The organism is Psychrobacter okhotskensis (assembly GCF_965638355.1).
GTDB lineage: Bacteria > Pseudomonadota > Gammaproteobacteria > Pseudomonadales > Moraxellaceae > Psychrobacter > Psychrobacter okhotskensis.
The window spans coordinates 1,204,875-1,227,272 of the sequence record NZ_OZ281822.1 but is presented as its reverse complement, the minus strand read 5'-3'; the positions used below and the strand labels follow the sequence as shown (position 1 = coordinate 1,227,272).

Annotated in this window: 19 protein-coding genes and 2 riboswitches; of the genes, 9 read left to right on the top strand and 10 right to left on the bottom strand. The window is 44.4% G+C overall.

Annotated features, from left to right (window positions below; all coding sequences use genetic code 11):
• Positions 1-28: 28 nt before the first annotated feature.
• The 3 genes from ACSUPM_RS05305 to ACSUPM_RS05295 form a co-directional block, all read right to left on the bottom strand.
• On the bottom strand, positions 29-892 hold the full coding sequence (locus ACSUPM_RS05305) for an AAA family ATPase (protein WP_025651267.1): 864 nt from the start codon (positions 890-892) through the stop codon (positions 29-31).
• Positions 893-1,189: 297 nt separating this feature from the next.
• On the bottom strand, positions 1,190-1,801 hold the full coding sequence (locus ACSUPM_RS05300; protein ID WP_025651268.1) for a hypothetical protein: 612 nt from the start codon (positions 1,799-1,801) through the stop codon (positions 1,190-1,192).
• A gap of 256 nt (positions 1,802-2,057) precedes the next feature.
• The gene (locus ACSUPM_RS05295) at positions 2,058-2,378 is read right to left on the bottom strand and encodes a YcgL domain-containing protein (RefSeq protein WP_350588096.1); all 321 of its coding nucleotides are present in this window, start codon (positions 2,376-2,378) and stop codon (positions 2,058-2,060) included.
• Positions 2,379-2,615: 237 nt separating this feature from the next.
• A riboswitch (glycine riboswitch) is annotated at positions 2,616-2,755 on the top strand.
• Positions 2,756-2,811: 56 nt separating this feature from the next.
• Positions 2,812-2,990: riboswitch (glycine riboswitch) on the top strand.
• A gap of 168 nt (positions 2,991-3,158) precedes the next feature.
• Here ACSUPM_RS05295 and gcvT point away from each other — a divergent pair.
• The 6 genes from gcvT (at position 3,159) to ACSUPM_RS05265 (ending at position 10,380) form a co-directional block, all read left to right on the top strand.
• Positions 3,159-4,346 carry a glycine cleavage system aminomethyltransferase GcvT gene (gene gcvT / locus ACSUPM_RS05290; protein WP_201565964.1) on the top strand — a complete coding sequence of 396 codons (1,188 nt, stop codon included), beginning with the start codon at positions 3,159-3,161 and terminating at the stop codon, positions 4,344-4,346.
• A 69-nt stretch (positions 4,347-4,415) separates the two neighbouring features.
• Entirely contained in the window at positions 4,416-4,796 is a 381-nt protein-coding gene (gcvH, locus tag ACSUPM_RS05285) for a glycine cleavage system protein GcvH (protein ID WP_350588097.1), read from the top strand.
• Positions 4,797-5,190: 394 nt separating this feature from the next.
• The gene (locus ACSUPM_RS05280) at positions 5,191-5,949 is read left to right on the top strand and encodes a nitroreductase family protein (RefSeq protein WP_201632043.1); all 759 of its coding nucleotides are present in this window, start codon (positions 5,191-5,193) and stop codon (positions 5,947-5,949) included.
• Positions 5,950-6,011: 62 nt separating this feature from the next.
• A complete protein-coding gene (gcvP, locus tag ACSUPM_RS05275) occupies positions 6,012-8,909 on the top strand; it encodes an aminomethyl-transferring glycine dehydrogenase (RefSeq protein ID WP_350588098.1) in 2,898 nt (965 codons plus the stop codon).
• Positions 8,910-9,059: 150 nt separating this feature from the next.
• Positions 9,060-9,758, top strand: coding sequence for an esterase/lipase family protein (locus ACSUPM_RS05270; protein ID WP_025651274.1), 699 nt, complete (start codon positions 9,060-9,062; stop codon positions 9,756-9,758).
• A gap of 49 nt (positions 9,759-9,807) precedes the next feature.
• Positions 9,808-10,380, top strand: a complete 573-nt coding sequence (locus ACSUPM_RS05265; RefSeq protein ID WP_201575667.1) for a hypothetical protein — start codon at positions 9,808-9,810, stop codon at positions 10,378-10,380.
• A gap of 23 nt (positions 10,381-10,403) precedes the next feature.
• Here ACSUPM_RS05265 and ACSUPM_RS05260 read toward each other — a convergent pair whose 3' ends face one another.
• From ACSUPM_RS05260 to ACSUPM_RS05245, 4 genes are all read right to left on the bottom strand, one after another.
• Complete coding sequence (locus tag ACSUPM_RS05260; RefSeq protein ID WP_101212110.1) at positions 10,404-11,726, bottom strand: ribonuclease D; 1,323 nt, start codon at positions 11,724-11,726, stop codon at positions 10,404-10,406.
• Between the two features lie 157 nt (positions 11,727-11,883).
• The gene (gene recR / locus ACSUPM_RS05255; protein ID WP_025651277.1) at positions 11,884-12,477 is read right to left on the bottom strand and encodes a recombination mediator RecR; all 594 of its coding nucleotides are present in this window, start codon (positions 12,475-12,477) and stop codon (positions 11,884-11,886) included.
• 152 nt (positions 12,478-12,629) lie between these two features.
• Entirely contained in the window at positions 12,630-12,959 is a 330-nt protein-coding gene (locus ACSUPM_RS05250; RefSeq protein ID WP_025651278.1) for a YbaB/EbfC family nucleoid-associated protein, read from the bottom strand.
• Positions 12,960-13,067: 108 nt separating this feature from the next.
• Complete coding sequence (locus ACSUPM_RS05245) at positions 13,068-14,357, bottom strand: O-succinylhomoserine sulfhydrylase (protein WP_436880259.1); 1,290 nt, start codon at positions 14,355-14,357, stop codon at positions 13,068-13,070.
• A 421-nt stretch (positions 14,358-14,778) separates the two neighbouring features.
• Between ACSUPM_RS05245 and ACSUPM_RS05240 the strand changes: the two genes are divergently transcribed.
• The 3 genes from ACSUPM_RS05240 (at position 14,779) to dusA (ending at position 19,022) form a co-directional block, all read left to right on the top strand.
• On the top strand, positions 14,779-16,431 hold the full coding sequence (locus tag ACSUPM_RS05240) for a phospholipase D family protein (RefSeq protein WP_436880258.1): 1,653 nt from the start codon (positions 14,779-14,781) through the stop codon (positions 16,429-16,431).
• A gap of 218 nt (positions 16,432-16,649) precedes the next feature.
• Positions 16,650-17,951, top strand: coding sequence for an MFS transporter (locus tag ACSUPM_RS05235; RefSeq protein WP_025651281.1), 1,302 nt, complete (start codon positions 16,650-16,652; stop codon positions 17,949-17,951).
• A 99-nt stretch (positions 17,952-18,050) separates the two neighbouring features.
• Positions 18,051-19,022 (top strand): tRNA dihydrouridine(20/20a) synthase DusA, encoded by a 972-nt coding sequence (gene dusA / locus ACSUPM_RS05230; RefSeq protein ID WP_201566587.1) that lies wholly within the window; start codon positions 18,051-18,053, stop codon positions 19,020-19,022.
• A 39-nt stretch (positions 19,023-19,061) separates the two neighbouring features.
• Here dusA and ACSUPM_RS05225 read toward each other — a convergent pair whose 3' ends face one another.
• From ACSUPM_RS05225 to sppA, 3 genes are all read right to left on the bottom strand, one after another.
• Positions 19,062-19,853, bottom strand: coding sequence for a CPBP family intramembrane glutamic endopeptidase (locus ACSUPM_RS05225; RefSeq protein ID WP_025651283.1), 792 nt, complete (start codon positions 19,851-19,853; stop codon positions 19,062-19,064).
• 103 nt (positions 19,854-19,956) lie between these two features.
• Positions 19,957-20,844 (bottom strand): alpha/beta fold hydrolase, encoded by an 888-nt coding sequence (locus ACSUPM_RS05220; protein ID WP_436880257.1) that lies wholly within the window; start codon positions 20,842-20,844, stop codon positions 19,957-19,959.
• A 440-nt stretch (positions 20,845-21,284) separates the two neighbouring features.
• Positions 21,285-22,340, bottom strand: coding sequence for a signal peptide peptidase SppA (sppA, locus tag ACSUPM_RS05215; protein WP_025651285.1), 1,056 nt, complete (start codon positions 22,338-22,340; stop codon positions 21,285-21,287).
• Positions 22,341-22,398: the final 58 nt, after the last annotated feature.

Sequence of the window (22,398 nt, the reverse complement as noted above, 5' to 3'; positions counted from 1 at the left end):
GCTTTAATCATGACAAATGGTCTGTCGCTTAACGACGCATCATATTAGCAAAGCGCTGCAATAAATTGACATCGGCTTCGTTTTTGAGCAGTGCACCATATAACGGCGGAATAGACTTCTCACCGCGCAGGTTTTCTTCTAGCTCTGCTTGAGCCATATCGTCAGCCAGTAGCAACGTTAACCAATCGACCAACTCTGAGGTTGATGGTGGCTTTTTAAGCCCTTGAACATTACGCAGCTTATAAAAGATATCGAGCGCATCATTGACCAGTTTTTCTTGAATATTAGGGAAATGGACGTCGATGATTTGACGCATAGTGTCCTCTTCTGGGAAGTCGATATAATGAAAGAAGCAACGACGCAAGAAGGCATCGGGCAGCTCTTTTTCATTGTTTGAGGTGATAATAACGACAGGACGCTGTGCAGCAGTGATGGTCTCGCCTGTCTCATAGACATAAAACGACATCTTATCGAGTTCATGCAGCAAGTCATTCGGGAACTCGATATCGGCTTTATCAATTTCATCAATCAATAACACACTGCGCTCGTTACTGGTAAAGGCATCCCACAGCTTACCGGGCTTGATATAGTTGCCAATCTCATAAACCTTATCATCACCCAACTGCGAATCACGCAAGCGCGAGACGGCATCATATTCATACAGCCCTTGCTCCGCCTTGGTGGTTGATTTGATATGCCACGTAATCAGCGGCATACCCAAACTTTCAGCCACTTCTTCAGCCAGTAAGGTTTTACCTGTACCCGGCTCCCCTTTGATGAGTAGCGGCTTTTGCAAAGTCATCGCCGCGTTGACTGCCAGTTGTAAATCATCGGTTGCAATATAGCTTTGCGTGCCAGTAAAGCTTTTCTTTGTTTTGTCAGTCGTGGTCATAATCAAGTCTCAGTTATTGTTATAAATTAAATGAATTAGAAGGCAAGTGATGAAAGGTAAATAATGAATTAGATTAGCACAGCATGATTGATTGCCAAAATACTCATGCGTTCGCAGTTGCTCGCAATTATCACCAATATCCAAACATACTACTCTATCTAGGCATGGATTGATAAACGAACACGCTCACATAAAAAAAGACACGCGCGGGTGTCTTTTTTTACTTATTCAGATTATTGCTTATGCAGATTGTTACTTATTCAGAGCTCTAGTACCTTCATCAGGGCAACTTTACCGTTAAAGCTGATCGGTTTTTTTGGGTAATTTGCTGTCTTTTTTTAAATTGACGTCCGCTTTAGGCTGCGACGCTAATGAGCCATTATCAGGCTGTCCAACGAGGTTTGGATTTTCTGTCAGATAATTGCCAGTGGTTAATTGAACCGTTGCCTGCGTGTCTTCTGCACTACGGCTGCGTGCTTTGTCCAAACTTGACTCAAACGCGCCGCGAATAAGTTGCCAGACAAAACCAACAAACAAGCCAACCACTAACACCACCAGTATCGGTAGCATATTAGCAACTGCGCCCGCCATATCCTTCATCATGATGGCATAGACGACACCAATGCTCGCCGGCGCGATCACACTAGGATCGCCAAGGGTGGTGCCCGGTGCCAACAACACAGCAAACAGTATCATCCAGCTCATACCACCGAGCGGCCGTGGTAGCATGCGAGCGACCAACAACCACAATACCAACACAATCACGACACCACCAAGATACGCATACATCGGTAAGTCTGCGGGTGGCACATCTTTTACCAGCTGTCCCCACCAGATAGTAATCTCACCGAGAATATCACTGATGGCTTCTAGCGGTAAGCTGTTTACGATATTTTTTAACCAGTCCATGCGTGTTTAGTTACCTGCGTTTATAAACCTAGCAAGACGTTGTGCGCCTAGCAGTAGCTACAATAGCTATATGGTACGTTCTGTCGTACTAAAAATAAGACCGAATACATCATCGACATGTACGCTTGATAGGTTCTAGTTTATCACGACTTCTTAATAAAAAGCATGCTGCCCATTGCTGAGACCTGTTTTTTTATCGCTTACTCAAAGAAAAGAATGAAGTGTACTTGCCTATTAATCGTTGCAAAAAAGCATGTTAGTCGTAAATATTGTCCTGCGCTTCGCGTGCACGTAACTCTGCTTGCCGGCGCATAACGTCTTGTGGCGGCATCTGTACAAAGTATCCTTGCGCTTGTAACTTTGCCAATACCTCTGCTTTATCAACGCGCGCAAGCGTCGGTGTCGCCCCTAAATCTAGATGCATCACAAACTTACTGCGACCTAAACCAGCACGAAATTCTTTGGGTAACACGCCAAGCCAGTCCTTCAGCTCGTCGGTGTCATCAGGATAATCAGGGCGAGCAATATAGACATACATACCGTCATGTTTGGAAAATTTATAAATATCACAATGCATAAGGACCACCTATCAGAAACTATAGGCGTAGGTTAGCATAATTTCGCTAAATTTCAGTAGTCGCTTTACGTTCTGCTATGGTAAACCATGCCAAAATTATGCGCTGTCATAAAGACTAAAGCGTTCAACTTATCGATACTTCGACCGTTTATTCTAACAATAATGTCGTTTTCGACAAAATTATGCACTTTAATGCGGTTGATGACTTGTAAAAGCGCCCTGAACCTTTCATAATAAAAGCGTTTTTCAGGAGAGAGTCTGCGGGCACAACTGTTGTATCAGACCGTATTGGTCATACCACGTTGCACGTTGCCACCAGACCACCGAAGGCGCATCCACCCTGCCAATCGCTCAGGTAAAAGGACTGAAAAGCACATGTCATCTTTGTTTGCTGTGATGCCATCATTTGTGCATCACATACTCAAGCATTGGGCATAACAAATCTGGAGAGCGGTAAGGACGGACGACGTCTTACCCACCGAAGGGGAGAAAATACGCTATCATCAGTGATAGGTCTTTTAAAGCCAAGCTCTTTACATATTTTTTAGAGCTGCCTTTAAAACTATGATGATTCGTGTTGAAAATCTCAGGTCACAGGACAGATAGGGCTTTTGCTTAAACCGACGTTCAGCGTTTGTTTGGCTTATTGCTCTATCTTTATTTTCTGTGCCGCCCTTGGTTGCAATGCTTGCACCCTGCAATATTGCTTCTCTCTACTATGATACTGCACATCGCTCATTACTCTACCGAGTACGACTGATGTACACATAAGGATTTGTTATGACCGATACCCACTCTCAAGAAACTCACGCTCAAAATACTCAAGCACCGCAGCGCACGCCCCTTTACCAGTCTCACGTCGATAGTGAGGGCAAACTGGTGGATTTTTCTGGTTGGGAATTACCCATTCATTACGGTTCACAAATCGAAGAGCATGAAGCGGTGCGTACCGATGCTGGCATGTTTGATGTCTCACACATGGTCGTCGCTGATATCAAAGGTGGTGATGCCAAAGCTTGGCTACAGAAACTATTGGCCAATGATGTTGATAAACTAAAAACCGTCGGTAAAGCGCTATATTCTGGCATGCTCAACGAGCAAGGCGGCGTCATTGATGACCTAATCGTTTACTTAATGAATGAAGAGGCTACCGAATATCGTATCGTCTCAAACGCTGCTACTCGTGATAAAGACATGGCACAATTTGAAAAAGTCGCCGAAGGTTTTGACATCAATATTACTGAGCGTCCAGAGCTTGCCATGATTGCCGTGCAAGGACCAAATGCGGTTGCAAAACTGGCACAAGCTAAACCTAGCTGGGCAGATACGTTGGCTGAACTTAAGCCTTTCGTTGGTGCTGACTTAACAGACATCGAAGGCGCTGATTGGTTCGTGGCTCGTACGGGTTACACTGGTGAAGATGGCGTCGAAGTGATTATGCATGGCGATGCTGCTCCAGCATTCTTTGAATTATTAAAAGTCAATGGCGTGAAGCCAGCCGGCCTTGGCGCGCGCGACACGTTGCGCATGGAAGCCGGTATGAACCTCTATGGTCACGATATGGACGAGACCATTAGCCCTTACGAATGTAATATGGGTTGGACACTCGCATTAAAAGACGAGCGTGATTTTGTCGGTCGTGAAGCTTTAGTCAGCAAACGCCAGCAGTCAAAAGACGACAACACCGCCATGAAGCAAGTTGGCTTACTATTGACAACGCGCGGTGTATTACGTGAAGGTATGAGTGTGACTATCAATCAAGGCACGGACAATGAACAAACTGGGGTGATTACCAGTGGTACCTTCTCCCCTAGCCTAAAAAATTCGATTGCGATTGCCCGTGTCCCTGCCAGCTTATCAGATGATGACAATGTACAGGTCGATTTGCGTGGCAAAGGTAAGTTCGCTGATGTCCGCGTCCTTAAACTACCGTTTGTCCGTAATGGCAAGCAGCAGTTTGACTCTTAGTCATCATAAATTCTATTATTAGCTTCCACTATTTTTGTAAACCATCCTCTATCACTTAGGAGAGAGACCATGAGCAATATCCCAGCAGAACTAAAATACATCGCCAGCCACGAGTGGCTACGCCTAGAAGACGACGGTACTATCACTGTTGGTATCACTGACCATGCTCAAGACCTATTGGGTGACGTGGTGTTTGTTGAACTTCCTGATGTTGGCGACACCATTGCCGTTGATGACGAAATCTCAGTCGTAGAGTCTGTAAAGGCTGCCTCTGACGTCTATGCGCCTATTTCAGGTGAAGTCGTTGCCATCAATGAAGCACTAGAAGATGATCCAGAAATCATCAACTCTGACCCATACGGTGGAGGTTGGTTCTTTAGAATGAAGCCTGACAATATTGCTGATTACGAAGCATTGCTAACCGCTGATGAGTACGAAAACGAGCTGTAGTCAATCCACTATAAAAGTGTTACAGCGTTAACCTCGCTTGAAGTATGATCTATACATCTGCATTCGGTTGCCTTGTACCACTTTTAAATTGAATCGATTCTATAATCTGATTCTTATTCTCTCGCTTGAAAGCGGTATTTGACTGAACTGAAATACCGCTATTTGTAATCTAAAAAAATGTAACTTAAAAATACAACTAGAAAAATATAATTTACTATGACAGATATTGGCATCAGCTGGTATCTGACCACTTTTTTCCAAAACACTTATCGCTCAATTTATTACGTCTAATCGCTATCTGATTTATTCATATCAATCACTTGTCAGACGCTATTGAGCAGACACACTCAATACTGACCGAGTTGATCACTTAATCCCCAGCATGGATCCTAATATGACTTCCGACTCTGATAACAACGACAATATTGCCACACCCAAACACACACCGCAGCTGCAAGCGTTTCGTGAAGTGGTCGAGTCACGCCGTTCCGTGCGTCGCTTTACTGACACACTGATACCTGACGATGTGTTAGCAGATTGTCTGCGTTTGGCCATGCTAGCGCCGAACTCGAGCAATCTACAGCCGTGGGAATTTTATGTGATCGATGATGCGGATAAGCGCAAACGTACGGTCAAAAACTGCATGAATCAAAATGCGGCAAAAACGGCAGCGCGCTTGATTGCGGTCGTTGCGCGTACGGATATCTGGCAAGATCACGCCCAGCAAATCTTACGTGAATATCCTGAATCGCCAGTGCCCAAAAAAGTCAAAGACTACTACACCAAAGTCGTCGCCATGGACTTTTTGCGAGGGCCAGCCAACGTGGTGTCAGCGGCAAAATGGAGTGCTACTCAAGTATTTAGACGGGTAAAAGGGCCGATCAAGTCACCTTACTATACTTTCGAAGACACCAAAAACTGGGCCACCAACAATACGGCACTGGCTGCTGAAAACTTAATGCTGGCACTACGTGCGCACGGCTTTGATAGCTGTCCGATGGGCGGCTTCGATGAGCCTGCCATGAAGCGCCTGTTAGGTTTAAGCGATGATCAGCACATCATTATGATGATTGGTGCTGGCGAACGCGCTGACAATGGCATTTACAGTAGCCAGTTCCGCTTTGACCAAGAACAGTTTGTCCATTACGTTTAATTAACCCTAACGTTATTTTATTTAAGTCAATCCCTTTATTACTCCCTTAACCAAGGACTGTCATGACTATCTCTCAAAACCCGACGTTTGATACCTTTCAAGGTTTATTCAACGAAGCTGAATTTGTCTATCGTCATTTAGGCTCAAATGAGACCAAACAAGCTGATCTGCTCAGTACAATTGGTTATAAAGACATGGCGAGCTTTATCAATGATACGGTGCCTGAGCCCGTACGCTTGCACAAAGACTTAGACTTGCCACTGGCGATGAGTGAGCACGCCGCGTTGGCTAAATTGCGCGCCATGGCAGATAATATCACCGTTAATAAAAGCTACATCGGTCAAGGCTATTCACCTGTACGTATGCCTGCGGTTATTCAGCGTAATGTGCTTGAAAATCCAGGTTGGTATACCGCTTACACCCCTTATCAAGCTGAAATTGCTCAAGGTCGTCTAGAAGCCTTACTTAACTTCCAGCAAGTTTGTATCGATTTGACTGGTCTAGAAATGGCTGGGGCATCGTTACTTGACGAAGCCACTGCTGCTGCTGAAGCCATGGCCATGTCAAAGCGGGTGAGCAAAAGCAAATCAAATCAGTTTTTTGTTGATGACCGCATTTATCCACAAACCTTAGATGTCATCAATACTCGTGCCAAGTATTTTGGTTGGGAAGTGGTCGTTGGTGATTTTGAAACCGCTAAATCAGGTGATTATTTTGGGGCATTATTCCAATACGTCGGTGTTGAGGGCGATGTAAAAGACCTAACCGACGTCATCGCTGCGGTGAAGAAAAACAAAACCTACGTCAGCGTCGTCAGTGACATCATGAGCTTGGTGTTACTAAAATCACCAGCCGATATGGGCGCAGACGTAGCGTTAGGTAGCACCCAGCGTTTTGGTATTCCCATGGGCTTTGGTGGTCCACATGCCGCTTATTTTGCGTTCTCTGATAAAGCCAAACGCTCAGCACCTGGCCGTATCATTGGCGTCTCAAAAGATTCGCAAGGCAATACGGCATTACGTATGGCATTACAAACTCGTGAACAGCATATCCGCCGCGAAAAAGCCAACTCAAACATCTGTACCTCGCAAGTATTGCTGGCGAACCTAGCAGGTATGTACGCAGTTTATCATGGTCCAGGTGGCGTGAAGCGTATCGCCACACGTATCCATGCTTTTGCCACAGCCTTCGCCAATGTCATTAGAGAAGCTAATGACAGCAACTTAAGCGTGGTACATGATCAGTTCTTTGATACCGTCGTTATCGATTGCGGTTCAGAAAAACTGGCGACGCAAATCTTTGAAAATGCGGACAATGTTGGTTATAACTTATGGCGTCTCGATGATAACAGACTGGGTGTCGCCTTTAGTGAAACCAGTGATCAGCAAGACTTTACGGTGTTAACTCAGCTGTTCGTGAATAAGTCGCATGATTTGCCTGAGACTGCTAGCCTGTCACTTGATAGTGCATATTTACGTACCGACGACATCTTAACCCATCCGGTATTTAACACGCATCATACCGAGCATGAGATGCTGCGCTACTTAAAATCGCTCGAAGACAAAGATTTGGCGATGAACCGCAGTATGATTTCACTCGGTAGCTGTACCATGAAACTGAACGCAACCAGTGAGATGCTACCGATTACGTGGCCTGAATTTGCCAATGTGCATCCATTTGCACCGCGCGATCAAGTCACCGGCTACATTGACATGATTGATAGCCTACAAGACCAACTCAAAGCCATTACTGGTTTTGATGATGTGTCTATGCAGCCAAACTCTGGTGCGTCAGGTGAATATGCTGGCCTACTGGCGATTCGCCGCTATCATGAATCATTGGGCGAGACCAATCGTGATGTCTGTCTCATTCCAATGTCAGCGCACGGTACCAACCCTGCGACTGCCATGATGATGGGCATGCAAGTCGTCGTGGTCAAAACGGATGAAAATGGCAACGTTGATATCGAAGATTTGACCGCTAAATGTGAAGAGCATAGCGCCAATCTAGGTGCATTGATGATTACTTACCCGTCGACGCATGGTGTATTCGAAGAAGGTATCCGTCATATTTGTGATTTGATTCATAAGCATGGCGGCCAAGTCTATATGGATGGTGCCAATATGAATGCGCAGGTCGGCATGATGCAGCCTGCGGATGTCGGTGCAGACGTCCTACATATGAACTTGCATAAAACCTTCTGTATCCCACATGGCGGCGGTGGTCCTGGTATGGGCCCTATCGGTATGAAGGCACATTTAGCACCATTTATGGCCAACCATACGCTAAGCCCTGTACATAATGCCCAAAAAGACTGTTCTGCCGTATCGGCAGCGCCTTATGGCTCAGCCAGCATTTTACCAATTTCATGGATGTATATTGCCATGATGGGCCGTGATGGTCTGCTTAAAGCCACTGAGCTTGCGCTATTGAATGCTAATTATGTTGCCGCGCAATTAAAAGATCATTACCCTGTGTTATATGCTGGCAAAAATGGTCGCGTCGCGCACGAATGTATTATCGATATTCGTCCGCTAAAGGAAGAAACTGGCATCAGCGAAAGCGATATTGCCAAGCGCTTGATGGATTATGGTTTCCATTCACCAACCATGAGCTTCCCAGTGGCTGGCACTCTGATGATTGAGCCAACTGAATCTGAATCTAAAGAAGAGTTAGATCGCTTTATCAGTGCGCTAAAATCTATCAAAGCTGAAGCGATGAAAGCCAAAGCAGGCGAGGACAACTGGACGCTAGAAGATAACCCACTTGTCAATGCACCGCATACTGCCGCTATGGTCACCAATAGCGAGTGGACGCATCCATACAGCCGCGATGTTGCCGCATTCCCATTGCCTTATGTACGTGCTCATAAGTTCTGGCCAAGTGTTGCTCGTATTGACGATGCTTATGGCGATAAGAATCTGATGTGTTCGTGCCCAAGTATTGAAAACTATATGTAGTTTTCAAACAAGTATGAATAATTGATATAAAAATAAACCTCCAAGTCAGTAGCTGATTTGGAGGTTTTTATTGGTCTACAAGTTAATGATAGCTAATAACAGTTGATAAGAAGAAAAATCAATAGGCTAATGATATTATACGCGTATTTGATGAATAATTATCGAGTGCCATTACCTATGCCAACAAACCGCGTCATTCTGATTCATGGCTTACATCAAGCCGCATTTGTTATGCGTCCATTGGCTAAACGCTTGCAAGCACAAGGGTTTGATACCCATCAATATGGCTATCGCAGTATGCGTGACGGCATCAAAACCAATAGTGCCCGATTAAATGACTGGCTAGAAAACCATCATCATCCAGACCAGCCAATCGATTTGGTCGGTCATAGTTTGGGCGGTTTAATTATTCGCGATTTTGTCACTGCGTATCCGCAATGGCAAATTGGACGGTGCGTCACACTAGGTACGCCGCATATGGGTAGCATTTGTGCGGATTATATTTGGCGCTTGATCCCAGCTGTGGTGGGACGCTCATATATCGATGCATTAGATGGAACCGTCGCACCTTTACCAAAACACATTGAGCTTGGTGTGATTGCAGGGAATCGCCCGTATGGTTTGGGACAGTTATTTTTGCATCATCATAACCGCAAACTGCGTAAAGCAGATGTGCCACCACTGAAGCAGCAACTTGACCACGATGGCACAGTGTATGTAGAAGAAACCAAAATGGAGGCAGCAGTCGATCATATCGTCATGCCAGTCTCACATACCGGCATGTTAGTTAACAAAGAAGTCGCTAAACAAGCCTTTTACTTTCTAGAGCATGGGAAGTTTGAGCGTTAGATTGGAAAAAAACCAGATAACAAGTTAGATTTAAATTGAGTATAAACTAATGAGCAATAATGAATTTGATCCAAATAAATATAGTTATTTAGAGACTAGACCAAATAATCTTAAAATATTAATTGTTATAATACTCTGCTCTGGCTTATTTGGTGTCTACTCATATTTTAGCGACAAGTCCAAAGTCATAAAGTTAAATGAGCCACCTTTAGACCCTTTTTGGAGTTTTGTTGTTAGTAACGAGCAAGTAGAAGTGTATACTGATTTAGTCAATGTAAATATGGAAAATCAAGACTCTGATAAAGTAGATTATTGGGAAAAGATAGTTATGCTAAACGGATTTGAAGTAAGTGACGACATCAACGATCAAATACTATTGGATTTTGACAAACCTTTAGAGACTATTATTAGTCACTTCTTAGTAAATTGTTCGAATAGTACTTATCAACGTTTAAATACAATTTATACTCAAGTTGATGGCAAAACACGATTTATGAATACATACGACGATCCGTTACCAGCTGTTGCCATCAATGATGATATGTTAAATTATTATAGTTCACAGTATGCTTGTCAAATTAAAGATATGGACATCGCACAACGACTGGCTACGGTCGAATAATCTATTGGTTAACAACAATCGCTTTACTTAACACCCATGCCTTGCTGTAATTCAGTTTTGTGCTTCTCAATTACTGGTATCAAGGTTTGCGTCACCCACTCATTGCGCCAGCCTTTTAAGCCTTCTGGTAGCTTGCTTAAATCTTTATCAAATGCAATCACTTCATACAGCTGCCCCAGCCATTTTTTACGCATTAATACATTAGCAGGCACGCCAATAGCTTCTGCTTGCTCATCGATCGCTTGTTGCACAGCCTTTGACAGCACTTTGTTTTTTGAGCGATAAGGCGGCAATAGACAGTCTGGATATTCAGCAGGATGCAGATTTTTTGCCTCTTTTATTACTTTAAGCAACTCTTCGCCATACAGTCGCAACATGCTACGGTGCATCGTGGTTTTATGCGCCAACTCGCGCATGCTGGTTGGCTTTTCAGTGATAATCTCGCGTACGGCTTGTTTCTTAATCACAAAAGTGCGCGGCTGATTGGTCGAACGCGCCAGCTCTTCTCGCCAAGTCGCCACCGCTTTTAATATCGCCATTTGCTGCGAGTTATAGCGATAATCAGCCATCGTTAAGTACATCGCTTCGTCCTCAACATGCTGAGCGTCGTACAAATCGCTGGCATAAAGCTGACAATCCGCCCAGACATATTCAAACAGTCCTTGCTTTTTTAGCTCGTATTCGAGGCTCAAATAAAGCGCTGGCAAGAAGCGTACGTCATCAATCGCATATTGCTCTTGCTCATCTGAGAGCGGACGCTGTAGCCAGTCCGACTGACTTTGTTCTTTATCGATATGCATATCTAACTGATCATCGAGCGCTTGCTGATAGCCCATTTGCAACTGTCCCGTCAAATAAGACAACGCAATTTGCGTATCAAAAATATTGGTCAATGGCGGGCAACCAGACAACAGATAAAAAATCCCCAAATCTTCACCACAAGCATGCCAAATCGCTACGTCAACTTCGCTAAGCGCTTGCCAAAAATCAGCCAACTGCAATTGCGGCGCATCCAATAAATATACATGATTGCCGGTATTTAGCTGTACCAATGCCAAGCGTGGATAATAAGTATCGCGCTTGATAAACTCGGTATCTAACGCCACTCGCCCGCAAGTCGCCAATGCATCGATGACTTCAGCCAAACCATCTTGCTCACGCACCCACGTGATGGCAACTTCATCCGCAATATCCAATAATGCATCGATATTTGGTTCAGGCGGCACAGCTGTTGACGCTATATCAGTATTAATTGATTGCTTTGATGCATCGTCAGTAGCAGCAGTGTTGTCTGCACGGTTTGATTGGGTAGAAGCGGTTGAAGCTAATGAAGCATTGTTGGACACGGGCAGATACCTGCATAAATAGGAGAAAATAAAACGCCAAACTGCGTCTTAATAAAAGATAACAATAGTAGCAATTAAGCAATTATAACAAGTTCATAAAATAAAATGGGCAAGATTTGGGTTTTATAGAGAACTTATGAAATTGCTATAGAAAATACTATAAGAAGGAACGATTTTGCATCGCTTGTCCAAGGGTCATACTATCAAGGTACTCCAGCTCGCCACCCATCGGGACACCTTGTGCCAAACGCGTCACTTTATTGACATGACGGCCGACGGCTTCGCTGATAAAGTGGGCGGTGGTCTGCCCTTCGACAGTCGTACCCGTTGCCAAGATCAATTCCTCAACAGGCTCTTGCTTAACCCGCCAGACCAGTTGATCGATATTTAAATCATCAGCGCTAATACCATCAATCGGTGATAAATGACCGCCTAAAACAAAGTAGCGACCACGATAACCTGCCGTTTGCTCGATAGCCATCACATCTGCTGCGGTTTCGACCACGCATAATAGGCCATCATCACGCCTTGGGTCTTGGCATAGTGGACAAACGGCCTCGTCACTAAAACTGTGACAGCGCTCGCACTCAACGATATCACGCATCGCCTCATCAAGCGCTTGCGCCAGTGCCATGCCTTGTGGACGTTTTTTGGTGAGCAGATGCAGCGCCATACGTTGGGCACTTTTTTGACCCACACCCGGCAAAATGCGCAGTTGTTTGACCAGTTGATCAAATTTGGCTGTCAGCAAAGTAACTTCCTTTATTTAACTTAATTTATAAACCGTAGCTATAAAAATGGGGTCGTATCGTGTCGATAACAACCCCATTTTTGTCTTCAATATGCAGTATTTGGCACCTAAAAACTTAACCTTTACAAACTTAGTAGTTAAAAGGCAGTTGCTTAGAACATACCTTGCATACCTGGTGGCAGACCCATACCTGAGGTCGCGCCTGCCATCGTTTCTTCGTACAGCTCATCCGCTTGACGCACCGCGTCATTGATAGCCGCAGCGATTAAGTCTTCGATCATATCCGGCTCATCTTCAAGCAAGCTTGGATCGATGGTCAAACGCTTAACCACGTGTCGACCCGTCATAGTGACTTTTACCAAACCACTGCCCGCCTCGGCTTGCACTTCTTTATTGGCCAGCTCTTTTTTAGCATTTTCAACGTTTGCTTCGACTTTCTTTTGCATCGTTTGTGCTTGTTGCATCAATGCTTGGATATTCATAGTTGCCTCTTTGTCTTTATAGTAATGAGTAATATAGTAATGAGTAATTTTTATTAACGTAGATCATAACGTAAATTTTATGCGTTAACGGTGATTATACCGTTATCTTTACAAACTGTCTAAACCACGCGCCAAATCTTTAATGATGTCTTCTACATCTTCCAAGCCGACCGACAGACGAATAAGGCCGTCTTTGACGCCTGCTTCTGCTCGTGCTTCAGGCGTCAGGCGAAAATGGGTAGTGGTCGCCGGATGGGTAATCGTGGTTTTGGCGTCGCCCAAATTATTGGTGATAGAGACCATTTGCGTGGAATCTATCACATGCCATGCAGCGGCTTTTGAATCCTGACTATTTGAATCAGTGCTAGCAGATGGTTTGACTTCAAAACCCATAATAGCACCATAGCCGCCTTTCATATGATGTTGACGCGTCGCCAGTTCATGCGCAGGATGATCGCTCAAACCTGAAAAGTGCACCGTGCTGACATTGGGATGATTGACCAAAAAATCCGCCACTTGATTGGCATTGTTGCAGTGCGCTTGCATACGCAATTTCAGCGTCTCAAGCCCCTTAGTAAAGACCCACGCGTTGAACGGGCTCATGCTGATACCGCCTGAGCGCACCACGGTAAAGGCCTCTTGCATCAGCGCATCGCTACCGACCAAGGCACCGCCCAATACACGACCTTGCCCGTCTAAATACTTGGTCGCAGAATGTATCACCACATCGGCACCCAAGTCGAGTGGACGCTGCAGCGCTGGCGTGGCAAAGCAATTATCCACCACCAATAAGATATCGTTGGCCTTGCATAGCTTGCTTAAATAGTCGATATCACAAATCTGCGCCAATGGATTACTAGGACTCTCACAATAAATAACCTTGGTATTTGGCTGTACAGCCTTAGCCCACGCGTCATTATCGAAGCAATCGACATAGCTGACTTCCACACCGAACTTTGCCATATAATTATTAAATAAACCAATGGATGAGCCAAACAATTGATTGGCAGCAAGCAGATGATCGCCTGCTTTTAAATACGCCAAGCACATGGTCAAAATCGCCCCCATGCCTGAGGCTGTCGCCACCGCACGCTCACCATTTTCAAGCGCTGCCAAACGACGTTCAAAGGTACGCACGCTTGGATTGGTGTGGCGTGAGTAAACGTTGCCCGTCTTGTCACCATTAAAATGCGCTGCCGCGTCCGCCGCCGACTCATAAACATAGGAGCTGGTGGTAAAGATAGCCTCTGAATGCTCGCCTTCATCGGTGCGATGTTGCCCTGCACGCACAGCGATGGTCTGCATGCCATAATCAAGGTCTAAATTGAGCGCGTCACTGCGCCAGTTAGGATCTAATTTATTTAAATGGTTATAATCATGCGCTTGCGACTGACTCATAAATCTTCCGTTACTCTTGTTGGTAGTAAAATAATTCTTAGTAAAATGGTTGAGCATAAAATGACGGCTTATTCTCTAATTATCGACACCATTCATCAGCGTTATCATATCATGTCAACTTATTCCAAACATCTGGTTTCAGAGCACTACTAAATATTATTTTTGAATACGCTTTCGCAGAATACTAAAACCCGAAATTAGAGTTAAATGCGAGCTTAGTCAAGCGCTTAAGCCAAAAAATAACGTATTTATAATAGGCAGATAAGACAACAACTGCTAAGCTTAGCGACTATTTAAGCTTGGCCTAGGACGTTATTTTTATAAGCGTCATCATCAGTGCTATTATTTTATAAAAATGAACATATTCATTAAAATTTTAGCAGCATTCCAATAAATCAAGGCTCATTAGGGTTAATCAGTTATGTCGATGCTAAGTATAGAACCAAGCAATTTATCGCTCAGTCTAACACTCGGATTAACCTTAGGTCTTACTGGCTGCCAGAGTTTGCCTGAGAAGCCACATTTGCCTGAAAGCCAAGCGTTATCAGCGCGTGTTAATGCTTTATATCAGCAAGACAGCAAACTTAAAAATAATGACAGTACTAACAATAAGAATAATGGCGGTGAAAATACGGATCTGGTCGCGGCCATTAGTGAACAGAACAACGTTCACCCTGATTTGTCCGGCTATCATCCGATTGTGACTGGCGCCAATGCTTTTGCTTCGCGCAGTATCCTGACCGGTATGGCCACGCGCAATATCGATGTGCAATATTATATTTGGCACGATGATCAGGCCGGTCAGCTACTTTTAAAAGACTTATGGGAAGCATCTGAGCGCGGCGTTATCGTGCGCTTATTGCTCGATGATTTTAATAATAACGCCAAGTTTGATCAGCGTTTATTACGTTTTGCCAGCCACCCAAACATCGCGGTGCGCATTATCAATCCGTTAATGCATCGTAAATTTCAGACCTTAAATTTTGTCACGGGCTTACCGCGTATCAATCGGCGTATGCACAATAAGAGCATGACCTTTGATAAGCAAATTACCATTATTGGCGGTCGAAATATCGGTGATGAATACTTAAGTAACAATCAAAACAGCCAATTTGCGGATTTAGATGTATTACTGATCGGCAAAGTAGTGGCCGATATCGATAATAGCTTTGCTAGCTACTGGTCCTCGCCCATCTCATTTGACATCGAAACGCTGGTAACCGCTGATAAAGGGACAAGTAAAGATTTCTTAGCGTCGTTAGACAAGCTCGATCAAGATGAAAAAAATAATACTCGCAGTAGTTTGGCTGTTTATAAGACCGCCATCGAAGACTCCTCTATCGATACTGATTTAATCAATAAGCAGGTGCCCTTTCGTTGGACGGATATGCAGTTTTTGAGTGATGATGTCGGCAAACTGACCAAAACCGTTCCTGCCAATACCAATTTGGTACATCAGCTGCGTACCTTGCTGGGCACGCCCACCAAGCGCTTGACTATTATTTCATCCTACTTCGTACCAACCAAAGATGGCGTCAAGACGCTGGTACAATTGGCCGAAGCAGGTATTGAAATCAAGATTTTGACCAATTCATTTGATGCAACCGATGTGACGGCGGTGCATTCTGGCTACAGTCAATGGCGTCCCAATTTGCTGCGCTCAGGGGTGAAAATCTACGAGCTTAAGTCCACCGCTGCGGAAGAAAAACGCGAAAACAAACTGTGGAAAGCTCGCAGCCAATCCTCAACCAGCTTACATGCCAAAACCTTTGCTGTGGATGATTATCAGGTGTTTATTGGCTCATACAATGTCGATCCGCGCTCTGCCAATATCAATACTGAAATGGGCGTCATTATTAATGATGAAGAACTGGCGAGCCAGCTACACGGTGCACTCAGCGATGATTTGTTAAATCAGGCGTATGAAGTCAAGTTGCTGGAGAGCGGTGCTTTACAGTGGCATACCATGGAAAATGGTAAAAAAGTGATTTACGATACAGAGCCGCGCGTTGATATGGGTGACCACGTTTGGCTGACCATCATGTCATGGCTGCCAATCGATTGGCTGCTATAGATTATAGGTTCCTTTTAACCAAATTTATAGCGTACTGAATGTCTGTCACTTATTTTAAGAGTCAGTGGCTCATTAGCCTTCGTATTCAAAAAGCCTTATTTTTATTATGCCGGCAAATCATTATCTATCTATATTGATTTGCCGGTTTTTATTATGGTCGGTTATCTAGATGATGACCGTCTTAACAATCAGTTTACTGTGTGGATGCGTGATCTATTATGCCGTCTCGTTCTCAATATGCTTTGATGTCTGCTAAAGACAAAAATATCGTGATGCTTATCAGCTTTAGCAGCGCGGTGACATTTTTTGACTTTTTGATTTATCTGTACATCGCAGATATCGTCTCGCTTGCTTTTTTTCCGGCTAGTACCAGTCCTACCGTCGCCAAGCTACAAGGGCTTGGCCTCTTTACGGTCGGTTATTTGGCACGGCCACTTGGCGGCATTATTTTTGGTCGTTATGGGGATATCAAAGGTCGAAAGCCCATATTATTTATAAGCTTGCTCGTCACTGCTGCCAGTTTATTAGCGATGGCATGTCTGCCGACGTATGCGCAGTGGGGCTTGGTTGCGCCCGCTTTATTTATTTTACTCAGGCTGGTACAGGGGATGGCTTATGGCCTATATGTACCTTTAGCATGGGTTTTTGTGGCGGAACATGTGCCGCGGCAGTATCTTTCTGTAGGTTGTAGCTATGTAACTGCCAGTTTCTTCGTCGGTGTATTATTTTCTAATGCCTTTTTTAGTTGGCTTACCGGAGCAATGACCCCTGAGCAGTTGACAGATTATGGCTGGCGGCTGCCATTTTTTATCGCCTCAATACTGAGCTTTTTGCCGTTACTTGCGTGGCGATTGATTGGTGAATCACCGTTTTTTATCGCGATGGAAAAATCGAAACCCAAGAGCTATTTTGCCAAGCCGCTTACCCTGCTCTTTAAAAATCACAAACACTCAGTATTTGTCGGCATGATGCTGACGTTGATTATTTCTAGCATTACGACTGTCGTCATTCTTTTATTACCAGAGTTAATCGAATTACGCTTTACTTTAGATACTGATTTGTTTGGATTTTCGCACAGTTTGGGTATTGTTTTTATGATTTTTGGCTGCATATTTTATGGCTTAGTGTCTAATCATGAGAATTTTGGCAAAATTTTGGTTGTTGGTTCTGCCTTGTTAATCGCTCAAATGCTTGCTTTCTTTTATCACTTGCAAGCAGGCGGCGACTATATCTTGATTATGTATGCGCTACTGGGCTTCTGTGCTGGCATTGTCGGTATGGTACCGGCTATTCTTGTGCAACTGTTTCCAACCAATGTGCGCCTTACCGGAATGGCTTTTTGTTATAATATCACCTATGGCATCGTGGGCGTACTTATACCTTTTGGACTGGGCTATGCCACGTTATTTATCAGTTTTTCCCCCGCTCTCTATATCGCCTTTATCGGCTTTATTGGCATTATCATGGGACTGTATTTTTACAACTTACCCCAGTTCAAAAGAATTGATCAGGTGGTCTAGCAAGGGCGTATTGAATATTCGCCCATTGTGCTTACGACACCTGTTGTCTCTATGCAAAACACTCACACTCAAAGAATAAAATATTAAGGCTTATTATCCATGGTTGATATGACCAATAAACGACTCTCAGTTGCCCCCATGATCGATTGGACGACGACGGATTATCGTTATTTTGCGCGACTTTTTAATCCGCACGTCTACTTATATACTGAAATGATCAGTACAGGGGCGCTGATACATGGTAATCGAGCACGGCATCTACGCTTTGACGCGCTCGAGCAGCCTATCGTGCTGCAACTTGGCGGTGCAGATATTGATGAGATGACCCAGTGTGCCGAGTTCGCGCAACAGCATGGTTATGATGAGGTTAATATCAATGTTGGTTGCCCATCGGATCGCGTCCAACATAATAAAATTGGCGCTTGTCTCATGGCCGAGCCAAATATTGTCGCTGACTTGGTCAAACACATGCAAACGGCGGTCGATATCCCAGTAACCGTCAAGCATCGTATTGGTATAGATGATTTTGATAGCTATGAGTTTATGGCAGATTTTGTGCAGACGGTCGCTGCTGCTGGTTGTACGCGCTTTATCGTCCACGCTCGCACCGCATGGCTACAAGGTCTTAGCCCCAAGCAAAATCGCGAAATTCCACCACTACGTTACGATGATGTCTACCGCCTCAAACAAGACTTCCCAGACCTTGATGTCGAGATAAACGGTGGTATCGAGACCGTCGCAGATATTCAAGCGCACTTGCAGCATATAGACGGTGTGATGATTGGCCGCGCCTTTTATCATAACCCTTATCTGCTAGCAGAAGCCAATAGCTTATGGGGTGAGCCTGCACCTAAGCGCTCAGATATATTGGCGCAGCTTTATCCTTATCTAGAAGAGCAACTGGCCAAAGGTGAAGCGCTGCCAACGATGACTCGGCATTATTTAGGATTATTTCAAGGGCTGACGGGAGCTCGCAAATGGCGACAGGCATTGAGTGGCAAACCTAAACTGACGATAGATGACGTTAAACAAGCAGCCGCTGAAGTCTTGGCATTAAACCCTGATGCATAGCTCTTTTTGATTAAGCAAATTCTCTTAAGAAAATTTTGATTAAGCGGTTTGCGCTAAATACTGCCCCATCGCTGCGCCATTATTGACAATGTGAAGCAGCATGGGCAGTAGCAGCGAGCCAGATTTGATACGGGCATAGCAAAATATCAATGCCAGCACCACGATAGTGCTGATTTCATAAACGCCATACTGCAAGTGAATCACCGCAAATATTACACTGGTGACGATACTAGCAATGATCGCCCCGCGCAGCTCTTGACTTGGTGAGGCGACGAATTGCTCAGTAATGGCCGACCATAGGATGCCGCGAAAGACCAGCTCTTCGTATAATGGCGCGACTATCACCATTGCAAATACTAGCAGCCACACTGAGCTGACGGACTGATATAACGGATCGACAAACACCAGTGGCGATTTATCAAGCCAGTAAGTCAGCGCCTGACTGCCAATCATAAATATCAATAATATACCTAGCATCCCAACGCCAAACGCGACTGAAAATGGTTTGAGCGCAAGATAGCGCTGCCAATTACCGCCTTTTAACCGAATCAACATAACGATGAGGGCGACCAGCAATACACCGCCAATCATAATGGACACACTCACGACCGTGCCATTACTGCTGCCATAGAAAAACACATCAGCCACGTTTGCGCTTTTAGCAGCCGGTAGCAGCAGCTTGCCTGCGATATAGACTCCTAGCAGTTGACTGATAAAGAATGCGACGACCATACCTATGGTCAGTAAAAACACTTCCAAGCGTGAAAATAACGGCAAACGCTTAGGCGAGTTTATCAGCCGTTGCTTGGCAGCACTAAAATGATTTGGCATAAAATGGTGACTCAGTGATATAGAGTATCAATGCTGACGACAACTTTATATTAGGACTAGGACACGCCCTAATCTGAGCAGTCAAATAAGTAGCGCGCATGATTTATTTTGGTAGTTGTTGCTTGATTAAGTCCAATACTTGCCGTGACACAGACTCTGGATACTCAAGCGGGAACATATGACCACCCGTATGGGTCGTATAAGGAATACCAAGTCGTGATTTTATTTGCTGCGGGAAACGGCGTTTTAAAAACAAGCTTTCTTCCCCAATAATGAGGGTAACTGGCGGCTTTGGGGCGCGGTTTGGCATTAGCCAATACCATGAGGGATTGGTTCGAAAGACATCTACCTCAACGGACTTTGGAATCGCTAAGGTCACTTTGCCATCCGCACGCTCATGTAAACCGTGCTCAATGTAACCCTGAAAGCTACGCTCATCAAAGTTTTTAAAAAAACCTTTGTGACGCATTTTATCGTAGGCATCTTCGCGGCTATCCCAAACATCGCGGCGGTGCTTAGATACCCCAGCTGGAGATAGCTTATCCATCAAGCGGTTGTTCATCAATGGCAGCCTATCAGCCGTCTTTGCCAAATGCCAAAAAAAGCTGACTTTACCATAAATCCAAGGGGGATCCATTAATACTGCTTGAGCAAAGTGCTGAGGCTCACGGTACAATGCCTGCATGGTACACATAGCGCCCAGCGAATGTCCAACGGCCACGACTTGCGCGACACCATGCTTCTCACAAGTACTTTTCACACTATCGATAATTTGCTGAGTCAGACTGCGCCAGTGATCATCAACTGGATAGTCAGGATTAGTACCTAACATCGCAATATATTCGATCGTAAAAAACTCACTAAGACCTGCAAAAAATGCTTCATAAACCGCGCTTGGCATACCATTGGCATGGGCAAAATGTATCACGGGCTTCCTTGTTTTTTTAGAGACGGGTAGCGCTGCAAAAGTTTGCAAATTGATGTCACTCATAACAAGCTCTCATTGATTTTTATCATTATGGGATATTAAGGCGTGTATTTTATGGTCATTTTCAAAATGAACACATTCTCAAAATAAAGATACGCCCTAAATAGTAGTTACTTTAATAGTAAGAATGCCTTTAATAGTCGCTGTGCCATTAATAGTCATCAAAGATTATAGCATTCAAAAAATGAGCATGGCGAAAGAAAACCAGACCAATTACTGACGTAAATAAAGCACTGCTTGGTTAAAGCAATTTTGATCAACCAAAGGTATTGTTGGCCTCGGTATTTTTTGGACTTGGTATTTTGTGGACTTAATGTTTTTCGAATACGCTATTCCGTTGGAATGCCCATTATCCATAAATTTGTACTGACCAATAATTAAGGCTGAGCATAATAATACGCTCAGCCTTAATTATTGGTCACAGTAAACCTAACACCATAGGCTTAGCGCATTTCTGCATTACCATCGGTTTGTGGCAAAACATCAAGCTTGACGCTTGAGCCGATACCCGCGCCCAACTTAACTGCAAAGCGATCCATAAATAAACTGAACGGATCGGTTGGGGTATAATTGACGACATTATCGAGCTTTAACTGCTTTTCTAAGCTAGAAATACTGCCTTTTTTATCAGCGAGACCTAAGGCAATCGATTGCTCACCAGTCCAGAACAATCCTGAGAACAGTTTATTCTCTTCTGGGTTTTTTAGACGAGCGCCGCGTCCTTCTTTTACCGCATTGATAAAGTGCTTATGAGTATTGGCCAGCACTTTTTCGACATGCTTTTCTTCATAATCGGTAAGCGGGCGCGATAAGCTTAAAATGTCTTTATATTCACCAGCAGTGATAGTGCGATCTTCAACACCGACTTTATCCATCAAGCCTTCGACATTGTAGCTTGGCATAATCACGCCAATAGAACCAACCAAACTTGATGGGTTCACATAAATCTCGTCTGCCGCTGAGGCAATATAATAAGCACCAGAAGCGCCGATATCACCGATCACCGCATAGAGTTTTTTATCTGGATACTCTTGGCGTAGATCCCTCATTGTCTGCCAAATCTCATCAGACTGTACAGGTGAGCCACCAGGTGAGTTGATATCTAGCGCCACTGCTTTTGAGTTATTATTTTCAAAAGCACGCGTCAATGCTTCGTTGACATCATAAGCATTGGCGACATCACCACTACTGATAGTGCCTTGCAACTCAACCACGGCCAAATGTGGCTTGCTGGTATCCATACCGTCAAGAGCTGATGGCGCTTTACTGCTACAGCCACGGCCAAGGGTCAAAAATATCAATAGGATATAACCAAAGGTCAAGAGTTTGAAAAAGATACCCCAGCGGCGCGCACGGCGTTGCTCTACCACACTAGCGAGCAAGGTATTTTCAATCAAGCGCCATTCTTGTCCGCTCGGCTGGCTTGACTGCGGCATCGGCGCTGGCTGATTTGCCGAATTGTCAGGACGTTTGTTAGGGTCTGGTGGCCAGTTGGGCATATAACTTCCTAAGTCAGAAACAATCTAAAACGATAAAAGAGATGATATAGAAAATGAG

Excerpts from the sequence above, each read along its gene's own strand:
- ACSUPM_RS05305 (WP_025651267.1), bottom strand. The coding sequence starts at position 892 with ATGACCACGACTGACAAAACAAAGAAAAGCTTTACTGGCACGCAAAGC.
- ACSUPM_RS05300 (WP_025651268.1), bottom strand. The coding sequence starts at position 1,801 with ATGGACTGGTTAAAAAATATCGTAAACAGCTTACCGCTAGAAGCCATC.
- ACSUPM_RS05295 (WP_350588096.1), bottom strand. The coding sequence starts at position 2,378 with ATGCATTGTGATATTTATAAATTTTCCAAACATGACGGTATGTATGTC.
- gcvT (WP_201565964.1), top strand. The coding sequence starts at position 3,159 with ATGACCGATACCCACTCTCAAGAAACTCACGCTCAAAATACTCAAGCA.
- gcvH (WP_350588097.1), top strand. The coding sequence starts at position 4,416 with ATGAGCAATATCCCAGCAGAACTAAAATACATCGCCAGCCACGAGTGG.
- ACSUPM_RS05280 (WP_201632043.1), top strand. The coding sequence starts at position 5,191 with ATGACTTCCGACTCTGATAACAACGACAATATTGCCACACCCAAACAC.
- gcvP (WP_350588098.1), top strand. The coding sequence starts at position 6,012 with ATGACTATCTCTCAAAACCCGACGTTTGATACCTTTCAAGGTTTATTC.
- ACSUPM_RS05270 (WP_025651274.1), top strand. The coding sequence starts at position 9,060 with ATGAATAATTATCGAGTGCCATTACCTATGCCAACAAACCGCGTCATT.
- ACSUPM_RS05265 (WP_201575667.1), top strand. The coding sequence starts at position 9,808 with ATGAGCAATAATGAATTTGATCCAAATAAATATAGTTATTTAGAGACT.
- ACSUPM_RS05250 (WP_025651278.1), bottom strand. The coding sequence starts at position 12,959 with ATGAATATCCAAGCATTGATGCAACAAGCACAAACGATGCAAAAGAAA.
- ACSUPM_RS05245 (WP_436880259.1), bottom strand. The coding sequence starts at position 14,357 with ATGAGTCAGTCGCAAGCGCATGATTATAACCATTTAAATAAATTAGAT.
- ACSUPM_RS05240 (WP_436880258.1), top strand. The coding sequence starts at position 14,779 with ATGTCGATGCTAAGTATAGAACCAAGCAATTTATCGCTCAGTCTAACA.
- ACSUPM_RS05235 (WP_025651281.1), top strand. The coding sequence starts at position 16,650 with ATGCCGTCTCGTTCTCAATATGCTTTGATGTCTGCTAAAGACAAAAAT.
- dusA (WP_201566587.1), top strand. The coding sequence starts at position 18,051 with ATGGTTGATATGACCAATAAACGACTCTCAGTTGCCCCCATGATCGAT.
- ACSUPM_RS05225 (WP_025651283.1), bottom strand. The coding sequence starts at position 19,853 with ATGCCAAATCATTTTAGTGCTGCCAAGCAACGGCTGATAAACTCGCCT.
- ACSUPM_RS05220 (WP_436880257.1), bottom strand. The coding sequence starts at position 20,844 with ATGAGTGACATCAATTTGCAAACTTTTGCAGCGCTACCCGTCTCTAAA.
- sppA (WP_025651285.1), bottom strand. The coding sequence starts at position 22,340 with ATGCCCAACTGGCCACCAGACCCTAACAAACGTCCTGACAATTCGGCA.